The organism is Trinickia camelliae, assembly GCF_053525655.1.
On record NZ_JBCHAA010000004.1, the window covers coordinates 309,223 to 332,921 of the forward strand.

Annotated in this window: 24 protein-coding genes; 11 read left to right on the forward strand and 13 right to left on the reverse strand. The window is 63.8% G+C overall.

What is annotated here, in order from left to right; translation table 11 throughout:
• The first annotated feature begins 57 nt into the window (after positions 1-57).
• Positions 58-1,848, forward strand: a complete 1,791-nt coding sequence (locus AAHK20_RS09740; protein ID WP_449181242.1) for an acyl-CoA dehydrogenase — start codon at positions 58-60, stop codon at positions 1,846-1,848.
• 139 nt (positions 1,849-1,987) lie between these two features.
• On the opposite strand, the gene AAHK20_RS09745 is transcribed toward AAHK20_RS09740, so the two are convergent.
• Positions 1,988-3,274, reverse strand: a complete 1,287-nt coding sequence (locus tag AAHK20_RS09745) for a D-amino acid dehydrogenase (RefSeq protein WP_449181243.1) — start codon at positions 3,272-3,274, stop codon at positions 1,988-1,990.
• Positions 3,275-3,418: 144 nt separating this feature from the next.
• On the opposite strand from AAHK20_RS09745, the gene AAHK20_RS09750 reads away from it, so the two are divergent.
• Together AAHK20_RS09750 and AAHK20_RS09755 are read left to right on the forward strand one after the other, a co-directional pair.
• The gene (locus AAHK20_RS09750) at positions 3,419-3,907 is read left to right on the forward strand and encodes an Lrp/AsnC ligand binding domain-containing protein (protein WP_449181244.1); all 489 of its coding nucleotides are present in this window, start codon (positions 3,419-3,421) and stop codon (positions 3,905-3,907) included.
• A gap of 112 nt (positions 3,908-4,019) precedes the next feature.
• Positions 4,020-5,150, forward strand: a complete 1,131-nt coding sequence (locus tag AAHK20_RS09755; RefSeq protein ID WP_449181245.1) for a PA0069 family radical SAM protein — start codon at positions 4,020-4,022, stop codon at positions 5,148-5,150.
• Between the two features lie 41 nt (positions 5,151-5,191).
• On the opposite strand, the gene AAHK20_RS09760 is transcribed toward AAHK20_RS09755, so the two are convergent.
• Positions 5,192-5,662 (reverse strand): NINE protein, encoded by a 471-nt coding sequence (locus AAHK20_RS09760; RefSeq protein ID WP_449181246.1) that lies wholly within the window; start codon positions 5,660-5,662, stop codon positions 5,192-5,194.
• Between the two features lie 419 nt (positions 5,663-6,081).
• On the opposite strand from AAHK20_RS09760, the gene rpsP reads away from it, so the two are divergent.
• From rpsP to AAHK20_RS09790, 6 genes are all read left to right on the forward strand, one after another.
• Positions 6,082-6,336, forward strand: a complete 255-nt coding sequence (rpsP, locus tag AAHK20_RS09765) for a 30S ribosomal protein S16 (protein WP_010091769.1) — start codon at positions 6,082-6,084, stop codon at positions 6,334-6,336.
• A 151-nt stretch (positions 6,337-6,487) separates the two neighbouring features.
• Positions 6,488-7,210 carry a ribosome maturation factor RimM gene (gene rimM, locus AAHK20_RS09770; RefSeq protein ID WP_449181247.1) on the forward strand — a complete coding sequence of 241 codons (723 nt, stop codon included), beginning with the start codon at positions 6,488-6,490 and terminating at the stop codon, positions 7,208-7,210.
• Positions 7,211-7,212: 2 nt separating this feature from the next.
• The gene (gene trmD, locus AAHK20_RS09775; RefSeq protein ID WP_449181248.1) at positions 7,213-8,004 is read left to right on the forward strand and encodes a tRNA (guanosine(37)-N1)-methyltransferase TrmD; all 792 of its coding nucleotides are present in this window, start codon (positions 7,213-7,215) and stop codon (positions 8,002-8,004) included.
• A gap of 135 nt (positions 8,005-8,139) precedes the next feature.
• Positions 8,140-8,520, forward strand: coding sequence for a 50S ribosomal protein L19 (gene rplS / locus AAHK20_RS09780; RefSeq protein ID WP_449181249.1), 381 nt, complete (start codon positions 8,140-8,142; stop codon positions 8,518-8,520).
• Positions 8,521-8,616: 96 nt separating this feature from the next.
• Positions 8,617-9,306, forward strand: coding sequence for a CoA pyrophosphatase (locus tag AAHK20_RS09785; protein ID WP_449181250.1), 690 nt, complete (start codon positions 8,617-8,619; stop codon positions 9,304-9,306).
• A gap of 117 nt (positions 9,307-9,423) precedes the next feature.
• Entirely contained in the window at positions 9,424-10,362 is a 939-nt protein-coding gene (locus tag AAHK20_RS09790) for a CobD/CbiB family protein (RefSeq protein ID WP_449181251.1), read from the forward strand.
• A gap of 57 nt (positions 10,363-10,419) precedes the next feature.
• Here the strand turns inward: AAHK20_RS09790 and AAHK20_RS09795 are convergent, their stop codons facing one another.
• From AAHK20_RS09795 to AAHK20_RS09805, 3 genes are all read right to left on the reverse strand, one after another.
• Positions 10,420-10,740, reverse strand: a complete 321-nt coding sequence (locus AAHK20_RS09795; protein WP_449181348.1) for a putative signal transducing protein — start codon at positions 10,738-10,740, stop codon at positions 10,420-10,422.
• A 71-nt stretch (positions 10,741-10,811) separates the two neighbouring features.
• Positions 10,812-11,750, reverse strand: a complete 939-nt coding sequence (gene rsgA / locus AAHK20_RS09800; protein WP_449181252.1) for a ribosome small subunit-dependent GTPase A — start codon at positions 11,748-11,750, stop codon at positions 10,812-10,814.
• The gene (locus tag AAHK20_RS09805) at positions 11,747-13,006 is read right to left on the reverse strand and encodes a M48 family metallopeptidase (RefSeq protein ID WP_449181253.1); all 1,260 of its coding nucleotides are present in this window, start codon (positions 13,004-13,006) and stop codon (positions 11,747-11,749) included. Before AAHK20_RS09805 ends, rsgA begins: the two co-directional genes overlap by 4 nt.
• A 165-nt stretch (positions 13,007-13,171) precedes the next feature.
• Here AAHK20_RS09805 and orn point away from each other — a divergent pair, with 165 nt between their 5' ends.
• Positions 13,172-13,789, forward strand: coding sequence for an oligoribonuclease (orn, locus tag AAHK20_RS09810; RefSeq protein ID WP_449181254.1), 618 nt, complete (start codon positions 13,172-13,174; stop codon positions 13,787-13,789).
• Between the two features lie 62 nt (positions 13,790-13,851).
• Here the strand turns inward: orn and mog are convergent, their stop codons facing one another.
• Positions 13,852-14,496 (reverse strand): molybdopterin adenylyltransferase, encoded by a 645-nt coding sequence (gene mog, locus AAHK20_RS09815; RefSeq protein WP_449181255.1) that lies wholly within the window; start codon positions 14,494-14,496, stop codon positions 13,852-13,854.
• Positions 14,477-15,097, reverse strand: coding sequence for a ribosome biogenesis factor YjgA (gene yjgA / locus AAHK20_RS09820; protein ID WP_449181256.1), 621 nt, complete (start codon positions 15,095-15,097; stop codon positions 14,477-14,479). Before yjgA ends, mog begins: the two co-directional genes overlap by 20 nt.
• Positions 15,098-15,385: 288 nt before the next feature.
• Here yjgA and pmbA point away from each other — a divergent pair, with 288 nt between their 5' ends.
• Positions 15,386-16,756, forward strand: coding sequence for a metalloprotease PmbA (pmbA, locus tag AAHK20_RS09825; RefSeq protein WP_449181257.1), 1,371 nt, complete (start codon positions 15,386-15,388; stop codon positions 16,754-16,756).
• A 66-nt stretch (positions 16,757-16,822) separates the two neighbouring features.
• On the opposite strand, the gene AAHK20_RS09830 is transcribed toward pmbA, so the two are convergent.
• The 6 genes from AAHK20_RS09830 to AAHK20_RS09855 all read right to left on the reverse strand — a co-directional run bounded on the left by AAHK20_RS09830 (position 16,823) and on the right by AAHK20_RS09855 (position 23,690).
• The gene (locus AAHK20_RS09830) at positions 16,823-17,326 is read right to left on the reverse strand and encodes a dihydrofolate reductase (protein WP_449181258.1); all 504 of its coding nucleotides are present in this window, start codon (positions 17,324-17,326) and stop codon (positions 16,823-16,825) included.
• A 106-nt stretch (positions 17,327-17,432) separates the two neighbouring features.
• Positions 17,433-18,941: a sigma-54 dependent transcriptional regulator gene (locus AAHK20_RS09835; protein ID WP_449181259.1), complete on the reverse strand. Its 1,509-nt coding sequence runs from the start codon at positions 18,939-18,941 to the stop codon at positions 17,433-17,435.
• A gap of 23 nt (positions 18,942-18,964) precedes the next feature.
• The gene (locus AAHK20_RS09840) at positions 18,965-20,407 is read right to left on the reverse strand and encodes a hypothetical protein (RefSeq protein ID WP_449181260.1); all 1,443 of its coding nucleotides are present in this window, start codon (positions 20,405-20,407) and stop codon (positions 18,965-18,967) included.
• A 189-nt stretch (positions 20,408-20,596) separates the two neighbouring features.
• The gene (locus tag AAHK20_RS09845; RefSeq protein ID WP_449181261.1) at positions 20,597-21,439 is read right to left on the reverse strand and encodes a peptidase C39; all 843 of its coding nucleotides are present in this window, start codon (positions 21,437-21,439) and stop codon (positions 20,597-20,599) included.
• Between the two features lie 6 nt (positions 21,440-21,445).
• Entirely contained in the window at positions 21,446-22,156 is a 711-nt protein-coding gene (locus AAHK20_RS09850) for a C39 family peptidase (protein WP_449181262.1), read from the reverse strand.
• Between the two features lie 136 nt (positions 22,157-22,292).
• Positions 22,293-23,690 carry a FapB/FapC family functional amyloid domain-containing protein gene (locus tag AAHK20_RS09855; RefSeq protein WP_449181263.1) on the reverse strand — a complete coding sequence of 466 codons (1,398 nt, stop codon included), beginning with the start codon at positions 23,688-23,690 and terminating at the stop codon, positions 22,293-22,295.
• Positions 23,691-23,699: the final 9 nt, after the last annotated feature.

Sequence of the window (23,699 nt, forward strand, 5' to 3'; positions counted from 1 at the left end):
CTAAGGCAAGCGAAGGGGCGCATTAGGCGCCCCTTTCTATATCCACTGGAGGACACAATGAGCTACACCGCGCCCATCAAGGACATGCTGTTCGTGATGAAGGAACTGGCGGGCCTCGATGACGTCGCAGCGTTGCCGGGTTTCGAGGACGCCACATCGGAGACGGCTCAAGCCGTGCTGGACGAAGCCGCGAAGCTGTGCGGCGAAGTGCTGGCGCCGCTGAACGTCGAAGGCGACCGCAACCCGAGCAGCTGGAAGGACGGCGTGGTGACGGCGTCGCCCGGCTTCAAGGACGCGTTCCGCCAGTTCGCCGAAGGCGGCTGGCAGGGCGTGCAGCACCCGGCGGAATACGAGGGGCAGGGCTTGCCGAAGCTGATCGGGACGCCGTGCGTCGAGATGCTCAACGCGTCGAACTTGTCGTTCGCGCTGTGTCCGCTTCTGACCGACGGCGCGATCGAAGCGCTGTTGACCGCCGGCACTGAAGAACAAAAGCAGCGCTACGTACCGAAGCTGATCTCCGGCGAGTGGACCGGCACGATGAACCTCACGGAACCGCAAGCCGGTTCCGATCTCGCGCTGGTGCGCACGCGCGCCGAGCCGCAAGGCGATGGCACGTACCGCGTCTTCGGCACGAAGATCTTCATCACGTGGGGCGAGCACGACATGGCGGACAACATCGTCCACCTCGTTCTCGCGCGCCTGCCGGATGCGCCTGAAGGCGTGAAGGGCATTTCGCTCTTCATCGTCCCGAAGTTCATGATCAACGACGACGACACGCTCGGCGCGCGCAACGACGTGCATTGCGTGTCGATCGAGCACAAGCTCGGCATCAAGGCGAGCCCGACCGCGGTCCTGCAGTTCGGAGACCATGGCGGCGCGATCGGCTATCTCGTCGGCGAGGAAAATCGCGGCCTAGAGTACATGTTCATCATGATGAACGCGGCGCGTTTCGCCGTCGGCATGCAGGGCGTCGGCGTCGCGGATCGCGCTTATCAGAAGGCCGTGGCCTATGCGAAGGAGCGTGTGCAAAGCCGTCCGGTCGACGGTACGGCTAAGCAATCGGTCACGATCATCCATCACCCCGACGTGCGCCGCATGCTCGCGTCGATGCGTGCGCTGACCGAAGGCGCTCGCGCGCTCGCCTATGTGGCCGCAGCGCATTGCGATATCGCGCATCGCCACGCCGACGAGGCGGTGCGCGCCGAGCATCAGGCGATCTACGAATATCTCGTGCCGGTCGTGAAGGGATGGAGCACGGAGATGTCGATCGATGTCGCGAGTCTCGGTGTGCAGGTGCACGGCGGGATGGGCTTCATCGAAGAGACGGGCGCGGCGCAGTTCTATCGCGACGCGCGCATCCTGACAATCTATGAAGGCACGACCGCGATTCAGGCCAACGATCTGATCGGCCGCAAGACGCTGCGCGATGGCGGTGCGATCGCGAAGACGCTGCTCGCGGACGTTGCGCAGACTATCGAAGCGCTCGCGGCTCACCCGGGCGCGGCATTCGCTTCGATGCGCGAGCAGCTCGCGAACGGGCATCGTGCACTGGGTGCGGCCGTGGACTACGTGGTCGCCAACGCGAAGAGCGATCCGAATGCGGTCTTTGCGGGCAGCGTGCCGTATCTGAAGCTCGCAGGCGTCGTGCTGTGCGGCTGGCAGATGGCGCGCGCGCTCCTGGCGGCCGCAGCCAACGAGGCGAGCGACCCGTCGTTCTATAGCGCGAAGATGGCAACTGCGCGTTTCTATGCCGAGCATGTGCTGCCGCAAGCGGGGGCGTTCGAGGCGTCGATCGTCAGCGCGAAGGGCGGGGAAGGCGTGCTTGCGCTGACTGAGGATCAGTTCTGACGGTAAGCATAACGTAGTCACGTAGCGAGCCCAAAGCAAAGGGCGCCTGATCGTCGGATCAGGCGCCCTTTGTGTTTTCATGCCGTCGAGCCAGCACCCTTGTCGCCGCTAGTAGGGAAATTCGCTGGTTAAAGCCGCATCAAGCGTAAGCCGGACGACCCGTGCCGCCCGTGTCGCCGAGATAGCGATGCACCGACAGATCGCCCGATTGAATCGCCGGCTGCTTGCCCGAGATCAAGTCGGCGAGCAGTTGGCCCGAGCCACAGGACATCGTCCATCCGAGCGTGCCGTGGCCCGTGTTCGTGAACAAGTTCGACACCGGCGTGCGGCCGACGATCGGCGTGCCGTCCGGCGTCATCGGACGCAGGCCGGTCCAGAACGTGGCCTTCGTCGTGTCGCCGCCGCCCGGGAACAGGTCGTTCACGCACATTTCGAGCGTTTCGCGGCGCGCCTCGCGCAGTTCCTTGTCGAAGCCGACGATCTCCGCCATGCCGCCGACGCGAATCCGGTCGTCAAAGCGCGTGATCGCGATCTTGTACGTTTCGTCGAGCACCGTCGACACCGGCGCCGCCGACGCATCGACGATCGGCGCCGTGATCGAATAGCCCTTCAACGGGTACACCGGAATCTTCACGATGTCCGACAGGAACTGGGTCGAATACGAGCCGAGTGCGACGACGTAGGCGTCGGCGCGGACCATTTCGGGACCGCACTGCACGCCGGAGATTCGGTCGCCGGACATCGCGAGTGCGTCGATCGGCGTGTTGAAGCGAAACTTGACGCCGAGTTGTTCGGCGAGCGCAGCGAGGCGCGTCGTGAACAGCTGGCAGTCGCCGGTTTCGTCGCCGGGCAGACGCAGGCCGCCGGTCAGCTTGTGCGACGTGGCCGCAAGCGCCGGCTCGGCGCGGGCCAGCTCGCTCGGGCTCAGCAGCTCGAACGGGACGTTCGCGTCCTTCAGCACGGCGATGTCCTTCGCGGCGCCGTCGAGCTGTTGCTGCGTGCGGAAAAGCTGGAGCGTGCCGCCGGTGCGGCCTTCATACTGAATGCCGGTGTCGGCGCGCAGCACTTGGAGGCAGTCGCGGCTGTACTCGGCGAGCCGGACCATGCGGCCCTTGTTGACGGCATAGCGCTCGGCGGTGCAGTTCTGCAGCATCTGCCACATCCAGCGCAGTTGGAATTGCGTGCCGTCGAGCCGGATGGCGAGCGGCGCGTGCTTCTGGAACATCCACTTGACGGCCTTGAGCGGGACGCCCGGCGCGGCCCACGGTGCAGCGTAGCCCGGCGAGATCTGGCCGGCATTGGCAAAGCTGGTTTCGAGCGCCGGGCCGGCCTCGCGGTCGATCACGGTGACCTCGTGCCCCGCACGCGCCAGATAATAAGCAGTCGTCGTCCCGACGACCCCGCTGCCCAAAACGACGACTCGCATAGCTGCTCCCAGTAGGTTTTTCTGCTATTCGGGCCGAGGCGTTCAATAACCTCAATATGCCCGCTTGGTCCAGTGTTAGCCGCTATACTATTGAGCCAGGTCTAGTTTTTGTTATCGTATTTTTTACGTTTTTGGTAAAAGCCCATGAGAACGCAACGCCACCCGGTCCGTGCACTCGATAAGCTCGATCACAAGATACTGAAATTACTTCAGGCGGATGGCCGGATGGCCATGAAGGACTTGGCGGAGCAGGTCGGGCTGACCGTGACGCCGTGTATCGAGAGGGTGAAGCGCATGGAGCGCGATGGCGTGATCACGGGCTACTACGCGCGCGTCAATCCGGTGGAGCTCGGGGCGGCGCTGCTCGTGTTCGTCGAGATCACGCTCGATCACAAGAGCGGCAACATGTTCGACCAGTTTCGCCGCGAGGTGCAGAAGATTCCCGAGGTGCTGGAATGCCACCTCGTGTCGGGCGATTTCGACTATCTGATCAAGGCGCGCATCGGCGAAATGGCCGACTACCGCAAGCTGCTCGGCGACATCCTGCTGCAGTTGCCGGGCGCCGTGCAGTCGAAGAGCTATGTCGTGATGGAGGAGATCAAGGAGTCGCTGACGATCGCTGTCGGCGAATAGCGAGGCCGGGGCCGGTAGACGTACGCGGCCTCGCAAATCCGGCGAGCAGCTTGGCGTTATGCGAAGCGATACTGTATATTTATACAGTATACGCCGCTGCCAAGTTCGAGCCATGGACGATTCCGAATTTCCGATTGCCTTGCCCGTGCCTCGCAAAGGGCGCGGGGCCGTCACGAATCTGCAGGGCCGCTATGAAGTCGACCAGCGCGAGAAGGTCGATGACGGCTGGGTGAGATCCGAGGATGACGAAAGCGAAGCGCCCGCCCTGCGCACGCAGGTGTTCGAGGAGCGAGCGAAAAGCATCCTGACGCGCAACACCTCGCCCGATATTCCGTTCAGCGTTTCCCTGAATCCGTATCGCGGCTGCGAGCACGGCTGCATCTATTGTTTTGCCAGGCCGACGCACAGCTATCTCGGTTTGTCGCCAGGGCTCGATTTCGAAAGCCGCATTTACGCCAAAGTGAACGCCGCGGAGTTGCTCGAACGCGAGTTGTCGAAGAAGACCTATGTGCCGGAGCCGATCGCGCTAGGCGTCAACACGGATGCCTATCAGCCCGTGGAGCGCGAATTGCGCATCACGCGGCGCGTGATCGAGGTGTTGCACGAGCGCGGTCATCCTTTTGCGGCCATTACAAAGTCGTCGCTGATCGAGCGCGATATCGATCTGCTTGCGCCGATGGCGGCGCGCAATCAATTCATGGCCGCGGTGACCGTCACGACGCTCGACGCCGATATCGCCCGCACGCTCGAACCGCGCGCCGCGACGCCGTCGCGCCGGCTGCGCACGATCCGCGCCTTGAGCCAGGCGGGCATTCCAGTTGGCGTGAGCATCGCGCCCGTGATCCCGTTCGTCACCGAGCAGGACATGGAGCGCGTGCTCGAGGCATGCGCCGAAGCGGGGGCGTCGAGCGCGAGCTACATCATCCTGCGTTTGCCGTGGGAGGTGGCGCCGCTGTTCAAGGATTGGCTCGCCGCGCATTTCCCCGACCGTGCGGAGCGCGTGATGGCGCGAGTGCGTGACATGAGGGGCGGCAAGGACTATGACTCGTCGTTCGCGCAGCGTATGAAGGGGGAGGGCTTGTGGGCGGAGCTGCTCAAGCAGCGCTTTCACAACGCGGTGCGCCGGCTGGGTCTCAATGAGCGCAGGCGCGGAATTCTCGATATCTCGCAGTTCCGCACACAGTTAGCTGGAACGCGGCCGTCCGAGCCGCCCCAAGACAACCCGCAGTTGAGCCTCTTCTGACGGGCCGGCACATCCGGGTGCGCTAACACCTGCGGCTGTTTTTATTGCGAAAGCGACTTCGCCGCTTCGACTTGCGACTCGAAGTAGGTTTGGAATGAAAGCGCGAGCCCGCTCATCAACAGGAAAGCGCCGAAAAACAGCGAAAAGATCACGACGAAGATGACCGTCCAGCCGGAGCGGCTGTGCTTACCGGTGTGCGCGTTGAATTGCGCATCCCATTTCTGGTCGGGACGCAGTCCGTAGACGATCGCGGCGAGGAACGCCGCAAAGAGCGAAACCGCGCCGGGAACCGCGAGCCACCAGCCGATCGTGGCGGCGCGCTGGGTGGCGACGAGCAGCAGGACGCCCGGAATGCCGATGATCGTGCCAACCAGATGCGCCCAGCCGAACACGTCACGAAAGCCATACAGATAGAAGCGATGTGCGCCTAGGCTACCGAAAAAGAAAGCGAGCGCGGCAGTGAGGGTCTTCGAGCGAAAGCGGGGTGAGGCTGACGAAGCGTTGGCGGACATAGACGTCTTGCAAGGAGGCGGTCGACGGAACGAATGGCGGGCGGCGACGCAAAACGAGGCGCGCCACAGCAGACCGCGCATTCTACGCCGAGCCCGCGTGCGGGAGCATGTGGCGAGCCGCAGCGTGAGGAGAGGCGTGAAGACATGGCGGGCTCTTGCGGCTGTGTCGATAGGCGAGTGCCCGGGATGGGTCCGGTTCTGTCGCAGGTAGTTCGCACCGTTTGATAGGAGGAAAGCGAGCTTTTACGCGCCTCTCGGCGCGATTTGCAGGCCGTTTCCCAGCTTGCTGATCAGGTGGTGTGTCGGTATCGCACCACCCGTGCTTCCAGTTTTTCAGGTAAGTGTTTGTTATGGCTTCGGTTTCCCGCTATAATCGACTGTTTCTGTGGTTCCGAACCCCGGTTTTCAAGGATTCTAGTATGGTCATCATCCGCTTGGCTCGTGGCGGCTCGAAGAAGCGCCCGTTCTACAACATCGTCGCAACCGATTCGCGTAACCGTCGTGACGGCCGCTTCATCGAACGCGTTGGCTTTTACAACCCGGTCGCTACGAAGGGTGAGTCGCTGCGCATCGCTCAAGACCGCCTCACGTACTGGCAAGGCGTTGGCGCACAACTGTCGCCGACCGTCGAGCGTCTCGTGAAGCAAGCGCAAAAGGCGCAGCCGGCTGCTTAATGGCAGTTGGGGCCACACGGCCTGTGTTGTTCGGCTTCGGCTACTCAATGCGCGCATCTGCCATGCGTCAGAGCACATCGCTCGGCATGCCAGATGCGCTGCTTTCGTTTGAGCGAGTGGTTGGCGTTGTCGCCGTTCGCGAGGTTGATTGATGTCCGATCGTGAATCTGGCGGTTCCGGCCGCGCGAAAGGCGCGGCTCGCACGCAAGCATCGTTTGGTGCGTTCGTGCGACAGCCGTCCGCCCGCAAGCCGTCCGTCCGTACGCCTGCCGCAAGCAGTGTGTCCGGCGCGGAATCCGAAGCGGCGCAGATGCGCGTCGAATCGGCGGAAGCCTGGCCTGACGACGCGGTCGAAGTCGGCGCGATCGTCGACGCGTACGGTCTGAAGGGTTGGGTCAAGGTGGCCGCGCATGCGGACGCCGGGCGGGGCGGCGATGCGCTGTTGAGCGCGAAGCGCTGGTGGCTCGTGAAGGGCCGCGAGCGCAAATCGGCCGCGGTACTGCAGTCGAAGACGCACGGCGACAGCATCGTCGCGCATTTGGGCGGCCCTGCCGATCGCGATGCCGCATTCGCGCTGCGCGGCTACAGCGTTCATGTACGGCGCAGCGATTTTCCGGCGCTGGGAGACGACGAGTATTACTGGGTCGATTTGCTCGGCCTGAATGTCGTCAACGAGGCAGGCGTGGCGCTTGGCCAAGTTGTCGGCATGATCGACAACAGCGCGCATTCGGTTTTGCGCATCGAGTATCCGATGACGGCGAAGGACGGCCGCGAGGTCAAGGGCGAACGCCTGATTCCGTTCGTCGGTGTGTACGTCAAAACGGTGGATCGGGCGGCGAAGCAAATCGTCGTCGACTGGGAAGCCGATTATTGAACATGATCGAACCAACGGAGAGAGCGGTGCAGTTCGATGTCGTTTCGCTCTTTCCTGACATGTTTCGCGCGCTGACCGACTGGGGTATCACGAGCCGCGCAGCGAAGCAGGGACGTTTCGGGTTGCGTACGTGGAATCCGCGCGATTTCACGACCGACAACTATCGTACGGTCGACGATCGCCCGTACGGCGGCGGTCCGGGTATGGTGATGCTGGCCAAGCCCCTCGAAGCGGCGATCGGTGCCGCGAAGGCGGCGCAGGCGGAGCAGGGCATCGCCGGTACGCGTGTCGTCATGATGTCGCCGCAGGGCGCGCGGCTCGATCACGATCGGGTGATGCGTTTTGCGCAAGAACCCGGACTGGTGTTGCTGTGCGGGCGCTATGAGGCGATCGACCAGCGGTTGCTCGATCGTTGTGTCGATGAGGAAGTGAGTCTCGGCGACTTCGTGCTGTCGGGCGGCGAGCTGCCCGCAATGGCGCTGATGGATGCTGTTGTGAGGCAGTTGCCTGGCGTGCTCAACGATGCGCAATCGGCGGTGCAAGACAGCTTTGTCGACGGCTTGCTCGATTGTCCGCACTATACGCGGCCCGAGGAATACGACGGCGTGCGCGTACCCGATGTGCTGCTTGGCGGCCATCACGCGGAGATCGAACAGTGGCGCCGGCGCGAGGCGCTCAGAAATACGTTTGCCAAGCGGCCCGATTTGATCGAGCGCGCGAGGCGCAACAAGATGTTGAGCCGTGCCGATGAGGCATGGCTCGCAAGTCTGGCGAAAGAAACACCGAAGGCTTGACCCCTTCGGCATTCGTTCGCAGGACATAGGCGGTGCCGCACATGCGTGTACGGCGCCAGATGTGAACCCATCCTCTATCGGGGCCATGCCGCAAGGCAGGTACGAACGCCGACAAGATGGCATTAGGAGTCAGTGATGAATCTGATTGAAAAACTCGAGCAGGAAGAAATCGAGCGTTCGCTCGCAGGCAAGACCATCCCCGAATTCGCCCCTGGCGATACGGTGATCGTGAACGTGAACGTGGTTGAAGGTACCCGCAAGCGCGTTCAGGCTTACGAAGGCGTCGTGATCGCGAAGCGTAATCGTGGTCTCAACTCGTCGTTCATCGTCCGCAAGATTTCGTCGGGCGAAGGCGTCGAGCGTACGTTCCAGACGTACTCGCCGCTGTTGGCAAGCATCGTTGTGAAGCGTCGCGGCGACGTTCGTCGCGCGAAGCTGTACTACCTGCGCGAGCGTTCGGGCAAGTCGGCCCGGATCAAGGAAAAGCTGGTGTCGAAAGACCGCGAAGCGTCTTGAGCGTAAAAGCTGTAAGAAAAAGCACCCGTCCCGGGTGCTTTTTTTCTTGGTGGGTCACAATAGCCCCTATCGCACACGATCGTCACGAGACTGCTGTTGATCCGCCCACGCCCCATTTTCGACCCCGAAGCCCAGTCCATTGAATCCACCGGCTCCGATTTGCCGGCTCTCGCGCCTGAGCGCCTGACCGCGGACTGGCTGCGCTCACGCTTTCATGCGCCCCTTGCCTGGGATCCGGAACCGAGAGAAGTGCGTTGGCTGCCGGAAGACGGCGACCCGCGCGAAGCGGCGGTGCTCGTGCCTATCGTCGTGCGCGAATCGGGGCTGACCGTGCTGCTTACGCAGCGGGCCGATCATCTCAACGATCATGCGGGGCAGGTGAGCTTTCCGGGTGGCCGGCGCGAGCCGGAGGACCCAAGCGCCGCGGCCACTGCGTTGCGCGAAGCGCAGGAAGAAGTGGGGCTGGCGCCCGAGCGAGTCGAGGTGCTGGGCGCACTGCCCGACTACCTGACGGGTACCGGGTTTAGCGTGACGCCCGTTGTCGGGCTCGTGCATATGCCGTTCACCTTGCATCCGGATACTTTCGAAGTCGCCGATATCTTCGAGGTGCCGCTCGCGTTCCTGATGAACCCTGGCCATCACCAAGTGCGCGTGGTGCGCTGGGATGGCGGTGAGCGTCGTTTTTTTGCAATGCCTTATCCGCGCGGCGACGTGGGCGGGGACTATTTCATTTGGGGAGCAACTGCCGGCATGTTGCGCAATTTCTATCGGTTTCTCGCCGCTTGAGTCGACTCGTGCCGGCCGTATTCGCCAGGGCTCCGCGGCAGCGTTCGTTCCAATGCTCTGACCCTGTGATATCGTTACGCGACAACCGCAAAAACCCGAAATAGCACGGCGCTTCGCATGACTTTTTTCTCCGTATTGCTGGCTCTAATAATCGAACAGATGCGTGCGCTGTCGCCGAACAATCCGGTGTTCGCGCTGCTTCAATATCATGCGGAGTCGGCGGCGCACGGCTTCGACGCCGGCAAGAAAAAGCATGGGATTCTGGCGTGGCTCGTCGTCGTGCTGCCGTGGACGCTTGCCGTCGCGCTCGTCTATTACGTCCTTTATCACATCAATTTCGTCCTGGCGTTTCTCTGGAACGTCGTGATCGTTTATTTCACGCTCGGGTTTCGGCAATTCAGCCATTACTTCACCGATATTCACCTCGCGTTAAATAACGACGACGTGCCGCGAGCACGGGAAATTCTCAACGAGTGGACCGGAATAGATACCGTCGATATGCCGGTCGGCGAAATTGTCCGGCATACGCTGATTCATGCGGTCGTCGCATCGCACCGGCACGTGTTCGGCGTGTTCTTCTGGTTTTTGGTGCCGATCGGGCCGGCGGGCGCCGTGCTGTACCGGATCGCTGAATATCTCGCGCGTTCGTGGTCGGCGCCGACGGACGAGCGGACCGTGGCGTTTTCGAACTTCGCCCAGCGTGCGTTCTTTGTGATCGATTGGGTGCCGGCGCGGCTCACTTCGCTCGGCTTTGCGATCGTCGGCAATTTCGAAGACGCGATTTACGCGTGGCGCAATCATTCGCGCCAGTGGCCCGATGTGAACGACGGCGTGCTGCTTGCTGCCGGCAGCGGTGCGCTCGGCGCGCGGCTCGCCGGACCGCTTGCGGAGCCGTCGAGCCTCGATGCGCTGGCGGTCGGCGATGGTGGCCCGATGCCGGTCGGCGACGATTGCACGCCGCGCACGCTGCAATCGGCCGTCGGTCTCGTGTGGCGTGCGGTCATCCTGTGGATGATTTTGTTGTTGATGCTGACGATCGCCGTCTGGGTGTCGTAAGCCGGCGAGCAAGCTCCGTCACGAAGTGCCGGCCAAGAGGGGACGGCACTTCGTTTCTCACTCATCACGCGGATCGCGTGTTGCTCCACACTGCCAGCACTGTGTGAATTGCGCTTCAAGCGTCTCGCCGCACGCGTGGCATCGCCAAGCCGCCGCACCTGCCGGCGGCCCGCTCAAAGCCGCTTCGATCAGCCTTCTTGCCAGCGCCTCGTCACGCTCATCGACGAGCCACAATTCCGGCGCGCACTGATCCGCCGGGATCTCGCCCATGGCGCCGTTCAGATACCGGTTGTGCAATTCGCACGGAATTCCCGCGGCCGCCAGCACGTTGACCCAGTGCTGGCCGATGACCGGGTTGGGGGCGTGCATCAATCGCAGCATGGTGGGTTATGGTCTATGGCCTTGTCGAAGCGCTGGGGAAGCGAAGCGGCGGGCGCTTATATGTGGACTCAGCGAACGATCTGGCTCGCCTCGTGCACCAGTTGCGCATAGAGCGCATGCCGCTCGGGCGAGACGCGGCCGTCCGCGACAGCTTCCAGTATCGCGCAACCCGGTTCTTGCAGGTGGTGGCAGTTGTAGAAGCGGCAGTGCGCGAGGAGCGGCCGAAACTCGGGAAACGCGCGCTCCAGGCGGCCTTCGGTCAGGTGGTAAAGGCCGAATTCCTGAAAGCCCGGCGAATCGATCAGCGCGCCGCCAGTGGGCATAGGGTAGAGGCGGGTGAAGGTCGTGGTGTGGCGGCCGCTGTTGAGCGCGGTCGAAATTTCGCGCGTTGCCACATCGGCGTCGGGCACGAGCAGGTTCACGAGCGTCGACTTGCCCATGCCCGATTGGCCGAGCAGCAGCGTCGCATGATCGTGCAGATGGTCGGCCAGGATTTCGCGGGCGGCGTCGGGCTGGGTCTTGATCGACAGTTCCAGCACCTCGTAGCCGAGCGCGCGATACGGCTCGAGCCGTGCGCGCGCCGCCGGCAGGGCCGCCTCGACATCGGTCTTGTTCAGCACGATCAAGGGCTTCAGTGTATTGGCCTCGGCGGCGATCAGCGCGCGGCCGAGCAGGTCTTCGCTGAAATGCGGCTCGGTGGCGAGCACGATCAGCAACTGATCGAGGTTCGCGGCGAAGAGCTTCGACTTGAATTGATCCGAGCGATACAGCAGGTTGCGCCTCTCGCCGATCTCGACGATCACGCCTTGATCCACCGACGTCAACTCGTAGACGACGCGATCGCCGACCGCCACCTCGCTTTTCTTGCCGCGCGGGAAGCATTGCAGAAGCGCGCCGTCGCCATTGGGTGCGACGACGTAGTGGCGTCCGTGTGCGGCGATGACGAGCCCTTCGGCGCGCGCAGCGGCGTTAGTCTTGCGCGCGGTTTTCGCGGGGCGGCCGCTCATGCGTGCCGCAACAGTCGGTCGATCCGCTGCGAGGCCGGCGGATGCGAATAGTAGAACGCGGTGTAGAGCGGGTCGGGCGTGAGCGTCGACGCGTTGTCTTCGTACAGCTTGACGAGCGCATTGACGAGGTCTTGCGCGCCGGTCTGGCTTGCCGCGAACGCATCCGCCTCGAATTCGTGCTTGCGCGAGCTCAGGCTCCCAAGCGGCGTCACGAAGAACATGAACACCGGCAGCGCGAGGAAGAACAGCACGAGGGCAAGGCCGCTGTTGCTGCCCGTCATCGACGGCTGCACGCCGAGCCCTTCGTAGAACCACACGCGCTGGGTGAGCCAGCCGAGCAGCGCGAGCATCGCGAGGCTGATCGCGAACGTGACGATCATGCGCTTGATCACGTGGCGGCGCTTGAAGTGGCCGAGCTCATGCGCGAGCACCGCTTCGATCTCGCTGCCGGACAGCCGCGCAAGCAGCGTATCGAAGAACACGATTCGCTTGGCGGCGCCGAAGCCCGTGAAGTACGCGTTGCCGTGCGCCGAGCGGCGGCTGCCGTCCATCACGAAGAGACCCTTCGCAGCGAAGCCGCAGCGCTTCATGAGCGCTTCGATGCGGCTTTTCAGGGCATCGTCGGTCAGCGGTTCGAACTTGTTGAAGAGCGGGGCGATAAACGTCGGATAGAGCACGAGCACGAGCATCTGGAACGCGACGAGCACGACCCACGCCCACAGCCACCACAGGCTGCCCGCCTGATTCATGAGCCACAGCAGGACGAAGAGCAGCGGCAGGCCGAGCGCCGCGCCAAGCGCGATGCCCTTGACGAGATCGGTGAAGAAAATGCGCTTCGTCATCCGATTGAAGCCGAAGCGCTCCTCGACGACGAACTGGCGGTAGTAGTCGAACGGCAGGTCGATCGCGCTCGTAATCGCAATGACGACCGCGACGAGTCCGATCTCCCCCAGGTAACTCTCGCCGAGCCAGTTCGAAACCAAGCCGTTGATCGCCGCGACGCCGCCGAGCAGCGTGAGCGCGATCAGCACAGCGGCGCTGACGATCACTTCGAGCATCGTCAGCCGCGTGCGCTCGATCGTGTAGTCGGCGGCGCGCTGGTGCGCGGCAAGTGCGATCGTGCCGGCAAATTGCTCGGGGACCTGGCCGCGGTGCGCCGCGACGAAGCGGATCTGGCGCGATGCGAGCCAGAGCTTCGTGCCAACCATGGCCAGTATGGCGGCTATGAACAGGACGGTGAAGGCGAGAGTGGACATCGAGGGAACCAGTTGTATCTATGCGAGAATTATAGGGGCTCGCCGATCCGGCGAGCGCTTTTGCACCCGAATCGCGGCAGGCCCGCGGTTCGCGGACATCGGCCGGCGCGGGTCACGCGTTGATCTGTCGCCGCGACAGCGCTTCATCAAACAAGGTTGCAATTCATGACTGACATTCTCGAATCCGTCGGCGAGCCGACGCTCGTTCGCAGCGAGATGAACCTCGTCTGGCTCGACATGGAAATGACGGGTCTCGAGCCCGACACCGACCGCATCATCGAGATCGCCGTGGTCGTGACGAATTCGACGCTCGACGTGGCCATCGAAGGCCCGGTGCTTGCCATCCACCAGAGCGACGAGACGCTCGACAAAATGGACGAGTGGAACAAGAACACGCACGGCCGCTCGGGTCTCATCGAGCGCGTGCGCGCGTCCACGGTGACCGAGGACGACGCGGCCGAGCAGATCCGCGCGTTTCTCGGCGCGGTCGTGCCGCCCGGCAAGTCGCCGATGTGCGGCAATTCGATTTGCCAGGACCGCCGCTTCATGGCGCGCTGGATGCCGGAACTCGAGCGCTTCTTCCATTACCGCAACCTCGACGTGAGCACGCTCAAGGAACTGTGCCGCCGCTGGCAGCCGGCGATTTACAAGGGCTTTCAGAAGCGGGCGATGCATACGGCCCTCGCCGATATCCACGAGTCGATCGACGAGCTCAAGTATTACCGCGAGCACTTCCTGATTCCGGCAGCGAGCGCGTCGAGCGCGCAGTCTGAAGGGGCGTAAGAGGCCATTCGATTGGAAAAGGCGGGAACGGCGGGCTGCTCGGAAGAACGGCGGCCCGCCGGTTACTTCGCTTCGCGCCGCGCGCTTTTCGGGCGGAACGCGGCCACGACATCGTCATTCGTTTCGACGTACGGGCCGCCGATCAAATCGATGCAATAGGGCACCGCGGCGAAGATGCCCGGCACCTTCACCGCGCCCGACGCGTCGCGCAACCCTTCCAGCGTTTCCTGAATCGATTTCGGCTGACCCGGCAGGTTCACGATCAGCGCCGCGTGATCCGGCGTTTCGCGAATCACCGCGACCTGCCGCGAGAGGATCGCGGTGGGCACGAAATTCAGGCTGATCTGGCGCATTTGTTCGCCGAAACCGGGCATTTCCTTCGTTCCCGCCGCCAGCGTGGCCTCAGGCGTGACGTCGCGCCGCGCGGGGCCGGTGCCGCCGGTCGTGAGCACGAGGTCGCACCCTTGCTCGTCGACGAGTTCGATCAGGGTGGCGGTGATCGTGGCGGCGTCGTCCTGGATCAGGCGGGTTTCTACGCGCCACGGCGACTTGAGCGCGGTCGCTAGCCACGTTTCCAGCGACGGAATGCCCTTGTCCTCGTAGACGCCGCTCGACGCCCGGTCGCTGATCGACACGAGGCCGATCAGGATTTCGTCGGGGTGCTGACGCTCCTGATTACGCACGGGGTTACGCGCGGAAGTCGTCATCGTCGTCCTCGGCGGCAGTGTCGTCGATGTCGTCGTCAGCGGCGTCGCCATCCGCGGCGCTGACCGTCTTGATCCATTGGAACAGTTCGCGGAAATAGCGCGGCGGCTTGCCTTGCTGCGCCTCCTTGCGTGCGTTGCGGATCAGCGTGCGGCCTTCCTGGGCATCCGCGGCCGGGTGCTGCTTCAGGAACGCGGTCAACGCGTCGTCGCTTGCGATGAGTGCGTCGCGTGTGCGCTCGATCCAGTGCAGCTTCGCTGTTTCGGCCTTGTTGACGCCGTTGTAGGTGTCGAGCGCCTGGCGCAGGGCCGCGATTTCGTCTTCGAGCAGCGTGCGCATCACGCGGCCGACGTACTGGATCTGCCGGCGCCTGCCTTCGTGATCGGTGATGCGGCGCGCTTCGAGCACGGCGTCGGCGAGGTTTTCCGGCATCGGCATGCGCTTGAGCGCGTCTTTGGGAAGCTCGACGAGCGCCAAGCCCAGCTCCTGCAGCGCGTGCATTTCGCGCTTGAGCTGGGATTTGCTGGGGCGGTCGTAGCCGTTGTCATCCGCGACGTCGGCGTCGCCGGATTGCATGGGTTGAATGCGGGTTTTGCGTGTCATCCCCGCATTGTAACGTGCCGCGCGGCGTCTTTTACCCGTCGACCTGCGGCCGGACCGCGGCGTCGGCCATTTGGCCAAGACCCCGCCCGCCGCCGCGAACCGGGTTTACCGCTCTATTGAATCGCAGGTGAACCGGCGCGGACCTTGCTATGATCGCGGGATGCGTGACGTACCGCGCAACGCAACACCGATGGGCGCAGCGGCAGCCCCTTTCGAGGCCCGGCGGCACCGCCCAGCGATAGCTCAATGAGAGCTCAATACGCAGCTCAATACCGGACGGCTACAACGATGGCAGCAGACATGGACGCCAAGCAGCGCTTTTTTCCGCACACCCAGGACGAACTGAAAGAGATCGCGTCGGACATTCTTCGTCACGCGAAGTCGCTCGGCGCGTCGGACGCCGCGACCGAAATCTCCGAAGGCGATGGCTTGTCGGTGTCGGTGCGGCGCGGCGAAGTCGAGACGATCGAGCACAACCGCGACAAGATGGTCGGCGTGACCGTTTTCATCGGCGCGAAGCGCGGCAACGCGAGCACCTCGGACTTTTCGCCGGAAGCGCTGCGCGACACGGTCGCGGCGGCCTACAACATCGCGCGCTTCACCGCCGAGGACAACTGTGCGGGCCTCGCCGAAACTGAGCTGCTGGAAACGGCGCCGCGCGATCTCGATTTGTATCATCCGTGGCATTTGACGGCCGATGACGCGGTCGAGCTGGCCCGCCGCGCCGAAGACGCCGCCTTCGCGACCAATCCGCAGATCCGCAACTCGGAAGGCGCGAGCGTCTCCGCGCAGCATTCGCAGTTCGTGCTCGCGACGACGCGCGGCTTCCTGCACGGCTATCCGTACTCGCGCCACTACGTGGCGTGCGCGCCGATCGCGGGCAGCGGGCGCAACATGCAGCGCGACGACTGGTATTCGTCCAAGCGCAGCGCAGCCGAACTCGCCGCGCCGGAGGCAGTGGGACGTTACGCGGCCGAGCGCGCGCTCGCGCGCATGGGCGCGAAGGGTCTCGATACGCGCAAGGTGCCGGTGCTGTTCGAAGCGCCGCTCGCCGCCGGCCTCCTTGGCGCGTTCGTGCAGGCGACGAGCGGCGGCGCGCTCTACCGCAAGACGTCGTTTCTCGTCGACAGCCTCGGCAAGCCGGTATTCGCGCCGCATGTGCAGATCGTCGAAGACCCGCACGTGCCGCGCGCGATGGGCAGCGCGCCGTTCGACGAAGAAGGCGTGCGCACGAAGGAGCGCGCGGTGGTGAAGGACGGCGTGGTCGAAGGCTATTTCCTGTCGACGTACTCGGCGCGCAAGCTCGGCATGCAAACGACGGGCAACGCGGGCGGCTCGCATAACCTCTCGCTCCTGAGCTCGCAAACGCGCCCCGGAGACGATTTCGAAGCGATGCTCAAGAAGCTTGGCACCGGCTTGTTGCTGACCGAGCTGATGGGGCAGGGCGTCAACTACGTGACGGGCGATTATTCGCGCGGCGCGTCGGGCTTCTGGGTCGAGAACGGCAAGATCCAGTATCCGGTCGAGGAGATCACGGTCGCGAGCACGCTGCAGGAGATGTTCCGGCATATCGTCGCGATCGGTGCCGACACGATCGTGCGCGGCACCAAGCAGACCGGTTCGGTGCTGATCGAGCGGATGACGGTGGCGGGGCAGTAAGCGCGCCGCGGACTGAAAACAAAAAGACGGCTCACTAAGAGCCGTCTTTTTTATTGAGCGTGACTTTTACGCCTGATCCTTACGCTGATAAACGACGAACGCGTAATCGAAGTCATTCGGCGCATTGGCGTGATGCACTTCGCGCGAGACTTCGTTCCACTCATTCGGGTCGAGCTCCGGAAACGTCGCGTCGCCCTCGAAGTCCGCCATGATCTCAGTGACGATCAGCTTGTCCGCCAAGGCCATGGCTTCGGCGTAGAGCTGGGCGCCGCCGATCAGGAACGCCTCGGGCGCCTGGTCTTGCGCCGCGAGCGCGAGCGCCGCCGGCAAATCCGTGACCGTATCGCAACCGTTGAAGCGCCGCGACGCGTCGCGCGTCACGACGACGTTGCGACGCCCCGGCAGCGGCCTGCCGATCGATTCGTGCGTCTTGCGGCCCATGACGATGGGCGCGCCCATCGTCGTCTGCTTGAAGTGCTTGAGGTCTTCGGGCAAATGCCAGGGCAACTGGTTGTCGCGGCCGATCACGCCGTTGCTGGCGCGAGCGACGATCAGGGTGAGTGTCGTCATCGTGAAGAGAGGGAGCGGCAATCCTGCCGATTCTACCCGAGCCCAGGCGGGGGCCGGTCCCGCCTGGCGCAGGTTTAGGCAGGGCGGGCTGTGGCTCCCTCGCGCTTCACTTCAACCCTTGACCGTTGGGCTCGCCGCTCTCGCCATCGGCGTCGCTTGCGGCGAGCGGCTTGTCGTCCGACGCCGTCACTTCGCGCAGCCCATGCGCGCCCATCAGCCGGTACAGCGTGACGCGCGAGATGCCGAGATCCTGCGCCGCCTCGTTGAGCCGGTGCCGGTGCCGCAACAGCGCCGCTTCGATCGCGCGTTTCTCGGCGGCTTCGCGCGCTTGCGCGAGCGTCAGCGACTCTTGCGCGGTGAAGTGCTCGAGGTCGAGGTCCTCGGCCGAGATCAGCTTGCTCTCCGCCATCACGATCGCGCGCCGCACGCGGTTGATCAGCTCGCGCACGTTGCCGGGCCAGTTGTAGTTGTGCATCGCCTCGATTGCCGAGGGCGTGAAGCCGCGGATCTTGCGGGAGCTGTCCGTCTTGAACTTGTGCAGGATGTGATGCGCGAGGATTTCGATGTCCTTGCCGCGCGCGCGCAGCGGCGGCTCGTCGACGCGCAGCACGCACAGGCGGTGGAATAGGTCCGCGCGAAAGCGCCCCTCGCGCATGGCGACATCGAGGTCGACGTGCGTCGCCGAGATCACGCGCACGTCCACGGAAATCGATTCGCGGCCGCCGAGGCGCTCGATCTTGCCTTCCTGCAGGAAACGCAGCAGGCTCGCCTGGCTTTCGAGCGGCAGGTCGCCGATTTCGTCGAGAAAGAGCGTGCCGCCGTCGGCGGATTCGACGCGCCCGATCTTGCGCTGGTTTGCGCCCGTGAACGCGCCGCGCTCGTAGCCGAACAACTCCGATTGCAGCAGGTGGTGCGGAATCGCGCCGCAATTGATCGGCACGAACGGGGCTTTGCGCCTCGGCGAGCGCTCGTGAATCGCGACCGCGGTCAGTTCCTTGCCGGTGCCCGATTCGCCGGAGATGAACACCGTCGCATCGGTATTCGCGACCTTGCGAATCGTGCGGAAGAGCTGCTGCATCGCCTCGCAGGTGCCGACCATCTCGTCATCGCCCGCTGCCGCCACGCCGGCGACGAAGTCGAGATCGCACAGCGTCACCATGCCCCAGGCATGGCCGACGAGGTAGTCGATCGTTTGGCTCGCGGCCGGCAGCTTCACGTAGTCGAAGCAGTAGTGGCGGATGATGCGGCGCACCTCGGGGTCGTCGATCTGTTCGGGGCTCGCGAGCGCGATCCAGCCGATCTGCTGCTGTCGCAGGCTCGTTTCGAGGCATGCGAGCTCGCGGGCAGCAAAGCGCGTGATGTCGACGATCCCCGCATAGGGCGTGTCCGGGCGAATCAGGCGCACCGCGTCGGCGGCCGTGCGCGCCACCGATACATGCCAGCCGCGCGTCTTCATATGCTCGACGAGCGCCTCGTCGGGCACGCGCGCCACGTAGATCAGCGCCCGCTCGGTTTGCCCATGCACGCCTGGAACATCCTTGGGATGCGCGATCGTCAGGTGAGCGGCTGCTCCCGCGAATGGCGCGACCGATGTCAAATGTGGTGATTCACGCACGATGACCCCGTATTCGTCAGACATCAAAATGTGTAGGGGAACCGCACGCCGACCACGAAGTTGGGTGCGTCGGGCGTGAGGCCCACGGACACCGATCCTTCGATCGTCAGGTGCTTGTTCACCACGTGGTTCAAACCGAAATTCAATGCCGCTGCGACAGTCTCGCTGCCCGGCACCTTCTGCCATCCTTGGCCCGGCGCCTGCGTCTCGCTCTCGGGCTCCAATGCCATGGTGTACGAGATGCTCGCCGAGTCCTTGTCGGAGAAGGCGATCGCGACGCCGCCGCCCCACTGGATGATGTCGCCGAGCTTCACCTTCGCGGGCTCGACCTGGCCTTCCACGGCCGAGATGTCGGAGAACGAGCGCGCGACGTTATACGTGTATGACAGGCTGCCGAACAGCACGACCGGATCGTAGGTCTTCAACACCGACACGCCGGCCGTGACGTTCCAGAAGCCGGTGCCGGTCGGCAGCTTGGAGGGCACGACGAGGCTCGTGTTGTTCGGGTCGACTTGCTCGAGCTTGATGCCGAACGGCGAGCTGCCCGTCGGCGCCTTCACGCGCAAGCTGCCGACCACATCCGGAAGGCTGTTGGTCTCCTTCAGGAACTGATAATAGATGCCGAAATTGACATCTCCGATATCGCTCGAATTCGCCGATGCATCAGACAATTGGCTCGCCGCGCCGCCCGCGCCGCCGACGATGAAATTGCTGTGACGGTAGATGTATGGCACGTCGACGTCGACGCTCATGCGGTCGGTGAGGCCGTAGCGCGTGTCGAGGTCGGCCATCACCTGATGCGCCTTCGTCTCGCCGAGATTGATGTTGCCGAGGAAGATCGCGTCGAGCGCCAGGAAACCCGACAACTGCAGCTGGCGGCGGTCGTAGTAGGTGTCGCTGATGCCCCAGTCCATCGTGAGCTTGTGGTCGAAGAGCGGCGCGTGCTCGCGCTGCACGACGGCGTTCTCCGCCTCGGTGCGCTGCGGTTCCGCGGCCTTCTGCGTGGTGCCGATGGTGCCGGGCGCCGAAGCACCCTGGTCGCTTCCGGGCGAGCCGCCCGATTGCGGCACGGGCGGATTGGGTTGCACGCCGGTCGCGGTGCTCGTGCCGCCGGTTGGCCCCGGCGCGCCGGGCGTCGTCTGAGCGAGCTGCGTCAGCGGCGGCAGCGGCACGGGCAAGTTGTCCGTGCCGGGCGGCTGAGCCACGGCGGCGTTCTCGTTTGCGGCGCCGCCCGTAAGGCCGCGTCCCCGTTGCGACATTTCCAATTCGGTCACCTGTTTTTCTAGCGACTGGATCTGCCGTTGTTGCTCGTCGACGACACGCATCAGCGTGTTGAGCCGATCATCGAGCGACTGCTTGGCAAGCTCCTGTCCCTGTGCGCCTTGCGAGAGTGCAAGCAGCAGCACTGCGGCCGGTATCGCCGCGAGCGCAGACAACGGCGCCCCCCTTGCTGTATTCCTGGTCATTTGTGTTTCCCCCGGTCCCCGCGGCGGCGCGCCGCTTTGTCTCCTCCCGTACGCGCCACCGCATTTAGCTTCTTGTTGCCGTACTGCCCGGTCCTGCGGTCGGTCCTGCCGTCGGTCCTGCTTTGGGTCCTTGCTGCTGCCCGGTCCTTACTTCGCTGCAAGTGGCGGGTCGCGGCCCGCCGTGTGATGTCATCGACCCGGCATGCCGCCGCGGTTCTGCATGGCTTGCATCACGCCGAGCTGGCGCAGCAAGTTGCCCGATAGCTGCTGGGTCTGCAGATGCAGTTGCAGCTGATTGGTGACGGCTTGGTTGTTGCCCGCGATCTGCAGCAGTTGCGCGATCGCCCCGGCTTGTTGTGTATTGTTCGGGGCGATGCTCTGGGTGGCGAGACCGGCCGGCGTCTGCAGCGCAACCGTCACGCCGCCGTTGCCGAACGCGATGCCGGCCTTGATGCTGCCCGATGCGTTGCTCGCGCTTGCGGTTGGCGAGTTCGTGCTGCCCGGCGTCGACGGAATCGATGCGTTACTGAAATCGATGGTCGTCGAGTTCGAGCCGACGTTGCCGTTGCCTGCCACTTGAGTCACCTGCGAAACGCCGTTGACCGAGATGTTCTGGCCGCCGGTCGCGATCGCATTGGGATTGGCGCCGTCCGATCGATCTTTCTTCTTGTCGAAGACTCGAGCCGACGTGCTCACTTGCGTCGACATCTGCCCGTTGCCGTTCGTGGTGACGGCGAGCGAGCCTTGCGCGACTGCCGCCGCGCCGTTTGGCAATTGCCATTTGGAAAGCAGGTCCAGGACGAACCCGGAAATCATCGAGTCGCCGGCATGTTTGCCGGTCTGGTCTGCGAGCACGTCGTCGCCGACCGCTTGCCATTTCACGGCATGCGTTGCGGCTGCGCCCGTCGTAAGAAAGCCTGGCGCCGCGGATGTGACGACCTCGGCGGTGTTCTCCGATGCCATCGCACCGCTTGCGAGGCCGCACGCCGTCAGGCAAAGCGCGAGGCTGAGAGGCGAAAGTGGGAGCTTCATGGTCATTCAGAACCAGTCTGCCTTGGACAATCCGTAATCGACAAAAGGAGTCGCGGCCGTGCCGGTGTCAAGTGCGCGCTCGCGCAGCTTCAAAGCCAGCGACTCGTTGCCCTGCAACAGCGGGGAGTCCTCCCTGAACGGTTTGCCGAGGACCGCGAACACGAGCCCGTTCCAGCTCTTCACGAAGTCCTCTTCCATGACGATGCGGTTGCCGAGCGCGGGGTCCGCGATGAAGATGCGGCCTTCCTCGGCATGCTTGACGATCACGAAATGTTCGTAGCCGTCGATGTTCATCAGCACCATGACGGGAATCTGCAAGTGATACAGCGCATCGGAGTTGACCCGGAAACCGCGCCCGCGCAGCCCGATCGTCTCGACGAACTTCTTCATGTCGAGCATCGAGAAACCGTTCTTCACGACGACTTCGGGCTTCGAAAACGCCATCATGCGGCGGATCAATTCGGTCTCCGGAATATCGATTCCATAGCCGTACTTGAGCAGCGTCGCAAGCGCAGCCGCGCCGCAGCTGAAGTCGAACTGCTGGCTGACGATATGGCTGTAACGAATCTCCCGCATCGAGCGCACCGTCTTGGTAAAGGGCACCCCTGCAAGATTAGTCGTATCGATGGTGGACTGTGCGTGGCTTGCCGCACACACTGTGCCGCAAGCGAACGTCACGGTGAGCCGCCATGCCGAGAACCGGTCAAACCCGGGCATGCTGGGTCTCCTGTGTGCGCCGGCCCTCACAACGAAGGCCGGCGCGAACTCCCGTGTCGGCTGGGGCAGACGCTTTAGCGTCTGCCCCAGCCCCATGCTTATTTCACTGCTTACTTCCGTGCTGGCCGTGTGCGACTTAGTGGCCGATGCTCGATGCGGCGATGGCGAGTCCGTTGTGCTGGACGTTGCCGACGCCACCGGCGATGTTCACGCCGATGTTGCCTTGCGAGCCTTGCAGCGAGCCGGCGCCGAGCATCGCCGTGCCGTTCATCGAGCCGTGGAAGCTCATGTTGGCGCTTTGGTCGTTGTCGTCGGACGCGACCATGGCGACTGCCGAAGCGCTACCCGGGCTCACGAGCGAGGTCGATGCGGCGAGGCTGTTGTTCTGCGCGTTGCCCACGCCCGAAGCCACGTTCACACCCACGTTGCCCGACACTTGACCCAGCGAGTGGTCGCCGATCGATGCGTTGAACGTGTAGTTCTTCACGTGAGCGTCGCCACCGCTGCTCTGGTTGTTGAAGATCTGTGCGTTGCCGAACACATTGCCTGCATCGACGGAAGCGAGCGACACGTCGTTGCTTTGCGCGTTGTCGACGCCTTCGGTGATGTTGATGCCGACGTTGCCCGAGATGCCGCTGCCTGCGTTCGAGCCGGTGGTGGCGTCCATCACGGTCGGCTTCTGCGTGTCGATGTGCGTCGTGATCGACCCGTAGGTGGAGACATCCGTCTTGTCGACGTTCGCGCTGAAGCTCCACTTCGAGCCTTCGCTCGACTTCGACGCGGAGGCTTCGACCTTATAGCCGGAGGATTCCTCGCCAAACGCACGGCTGCCCGAGCCGCTTTCGCTGTTGGAGCTCCACTTCGCGCCTTGTCCGGAGCCTTCGTCGGCGCTGAACTTGCCGTCGAGGCCCGACGAGTTCTGATAGCTCGACTCCTTGTAGCCGGCCGAGAGGCCGCCTTGAGCGTGGAAGCTGTCATAGCCATGATGGCGATCGTTGTCGGACGAGTAAGAGACGCTGCCGCCGATCGAGCCGCCTGCCGAGATATGGCCACCCGAGCTTTGCTGGTCATGCTGGAACCAGCCGCCGACCGACGCGCTTTGGTTGCTGTACTCGTAGCCGCCGCTCGAAGACGACTTGTTCTTCTCCGAGTAGGCGTAAGCGGACGCGCTTTGGTAGCCCTGAGCCATGGCCGACGCGGAGACACTGCTGCTCCACGACGACTTGGACTGCGAGCCGCTGCCGGTGATCGAGAACTTGCTGTTGTCGATCTTGGTCGTGACCGTGCCCGTCGTATAGGTGCCCGGCATCGGGTCGAGATCGGCCTTGGCCCAGACGTTCTGATTGTTCTGCACGACGGCGCCCGCGCTGCTCGACACCTGCACGCAGCCGAACAGCGTGACCCAGCCGCGTACGCCGACCTGCTCGCCTACCGCGGTGTAGTTGAAGATGAACGAGTCTTTGTCACGATCATGCGCGAATGCGCTGCTCGATACGGCGGCAAGGACTGCGACTGCAATGAGAGTGCGCTTCATGATTACGCT

Coding starts and splice junctions, on each gene's coding strand:
- rsgA (WP_449181252.1), bottom strand. CDS start 11,750: ATGAGCGGCCGCCCCGCGAAAACCGCGCGCAAGACTAACGCCGCTGCG.
- AAHK20_RS09750 (WP_449181244.1), top strand. CDS start 3,419: ATGAGAACGCAACGCCACCCGGTCCGTGCACTCGATAAGCTCGATCAC.
- AAHK20_RS09850 (WP_449181262.1), bottom strand. CDS start 22,156: ATGCCCGGGTTTGACCGGTTCTCGGCATGGCGGCTCACCGTGACGTTC.
- AAHK20_RS09855 (WP_449181263.1), bottom strand. CDS start 23,690: ATGAAGCGCACTCTCATTGCAGTCGCAGTCCTTGCCGCCGTATCGAGC.
- trmD (WP_449181248.1), top strand. CDS start 7,213: ATGATCGAACCAACGGAGAGAGCGGTGCAGTTCGATGTCGTTTCGCTC.
- rpsP (WP_010091769.1), top strand. CDS start 6,082: ATGGTCATCATCCGCTTGGCTCGTGGCGGCTCGAAGAAGCGCCCGTTC.
- AAHK20_RS09760 (WP_449181246.1), bottom strand. CDS start 5,662: ATGTCCGCCAACGCTTCGTCAGCCTCACCCCGCTTTCGCTCGAAGACC.
- orn (WP_449181254.1), top strand. CDS start 13,172: ATGACTGACATTCTCGAATCCGTCGGCGAGCCGACGCTCGTTCGCAGC.
- rplS (WP_449181249.1), top strand. CDS start 8,140: ATGAATCTGATTGAAAAACTCGAGCAGGAAGAAATCGAGCGTTCGCTC.
- AAHK20_RS09830 (WP_449181258.1), bottom strand. CDS start 17,326: ATGACGACACTCACCCTGATCGTCGCTCGCGCCAGCAACGGCGTGATC.
- AAHK20_RS09740 (WP_449181242.1), top strand. CDS start 58: ATGAGCTACACCGCGCCCATCAAGGACATGCTGTTCGTGATGAAGGAA.
- yjgA (WP_449181256.1), bottom strand. CDS start 15,097: ATGACACGCAAAACCCGCATTCAACCCATGCAATCCGGCGACGCCGAC.
- AAHK20_RS09805 (WP_449181253.1), bottom strand. CDS start 13,006: ATGTCCACTCTCGCCTTCACCGTCCTGTTCATAGCCGCCATACTGGCC.
- AAHK20_RS09845 (WP_449181261.1), bottom strand. CDS start 21,439: ATGAAGCTCCCACTTTCGCCTCTCAGCCTCGCGCTTTGCCTGACGGCG.
- AAHK20_RS09790 (WP_449181251.1), top strand. CDS start 9,424: ATGACTTTTTTCTCCGTATTGCTGGCTCTAATAATCGAACAGATGCGT.
- mog (WP_449181255.1), bottom strand. CDS start 14,496: ATGACGACTTCCGCGCGTAACCCCGTGCGTAATCAGGAGCGTCAGCAC.
- rimM (WP_449181247.1), top strand. CDS start 6,488: ATGTCCGATCGTGAATCTGGCGGTTCCGGCCGCGCGAAAGGCGCGGCT.
- AAHK20_RS09755 (WP_449181245.1), top strand. CDS start 4,020: ATGGACGATTCCGAATTTCCGATTGCCTTGCCCGTGCCTCGCAAAGGG.
- pmbA (WP_449181257.1), top strand. CDS start 15,386: ATGGCAGCAGACATGGACGCCAAGCAGCGCTTTTTTCCGCACACCCAG.
- AAHK20_RS09840 (WP_449181260.1), bottom strand. CDS start 20,407: ATGACCAGGAATACAGCAAGGGGGGCGCCGTTGTCTGCGCTCGCGGCG.
- AAHK20_RS09745 (WP_449181243.1), bottom strand. CDS start 3,274: ATGCGAGTCGTCGTTTTGGGCAGCGGGGTCGTCGGGACGACGACTGCT.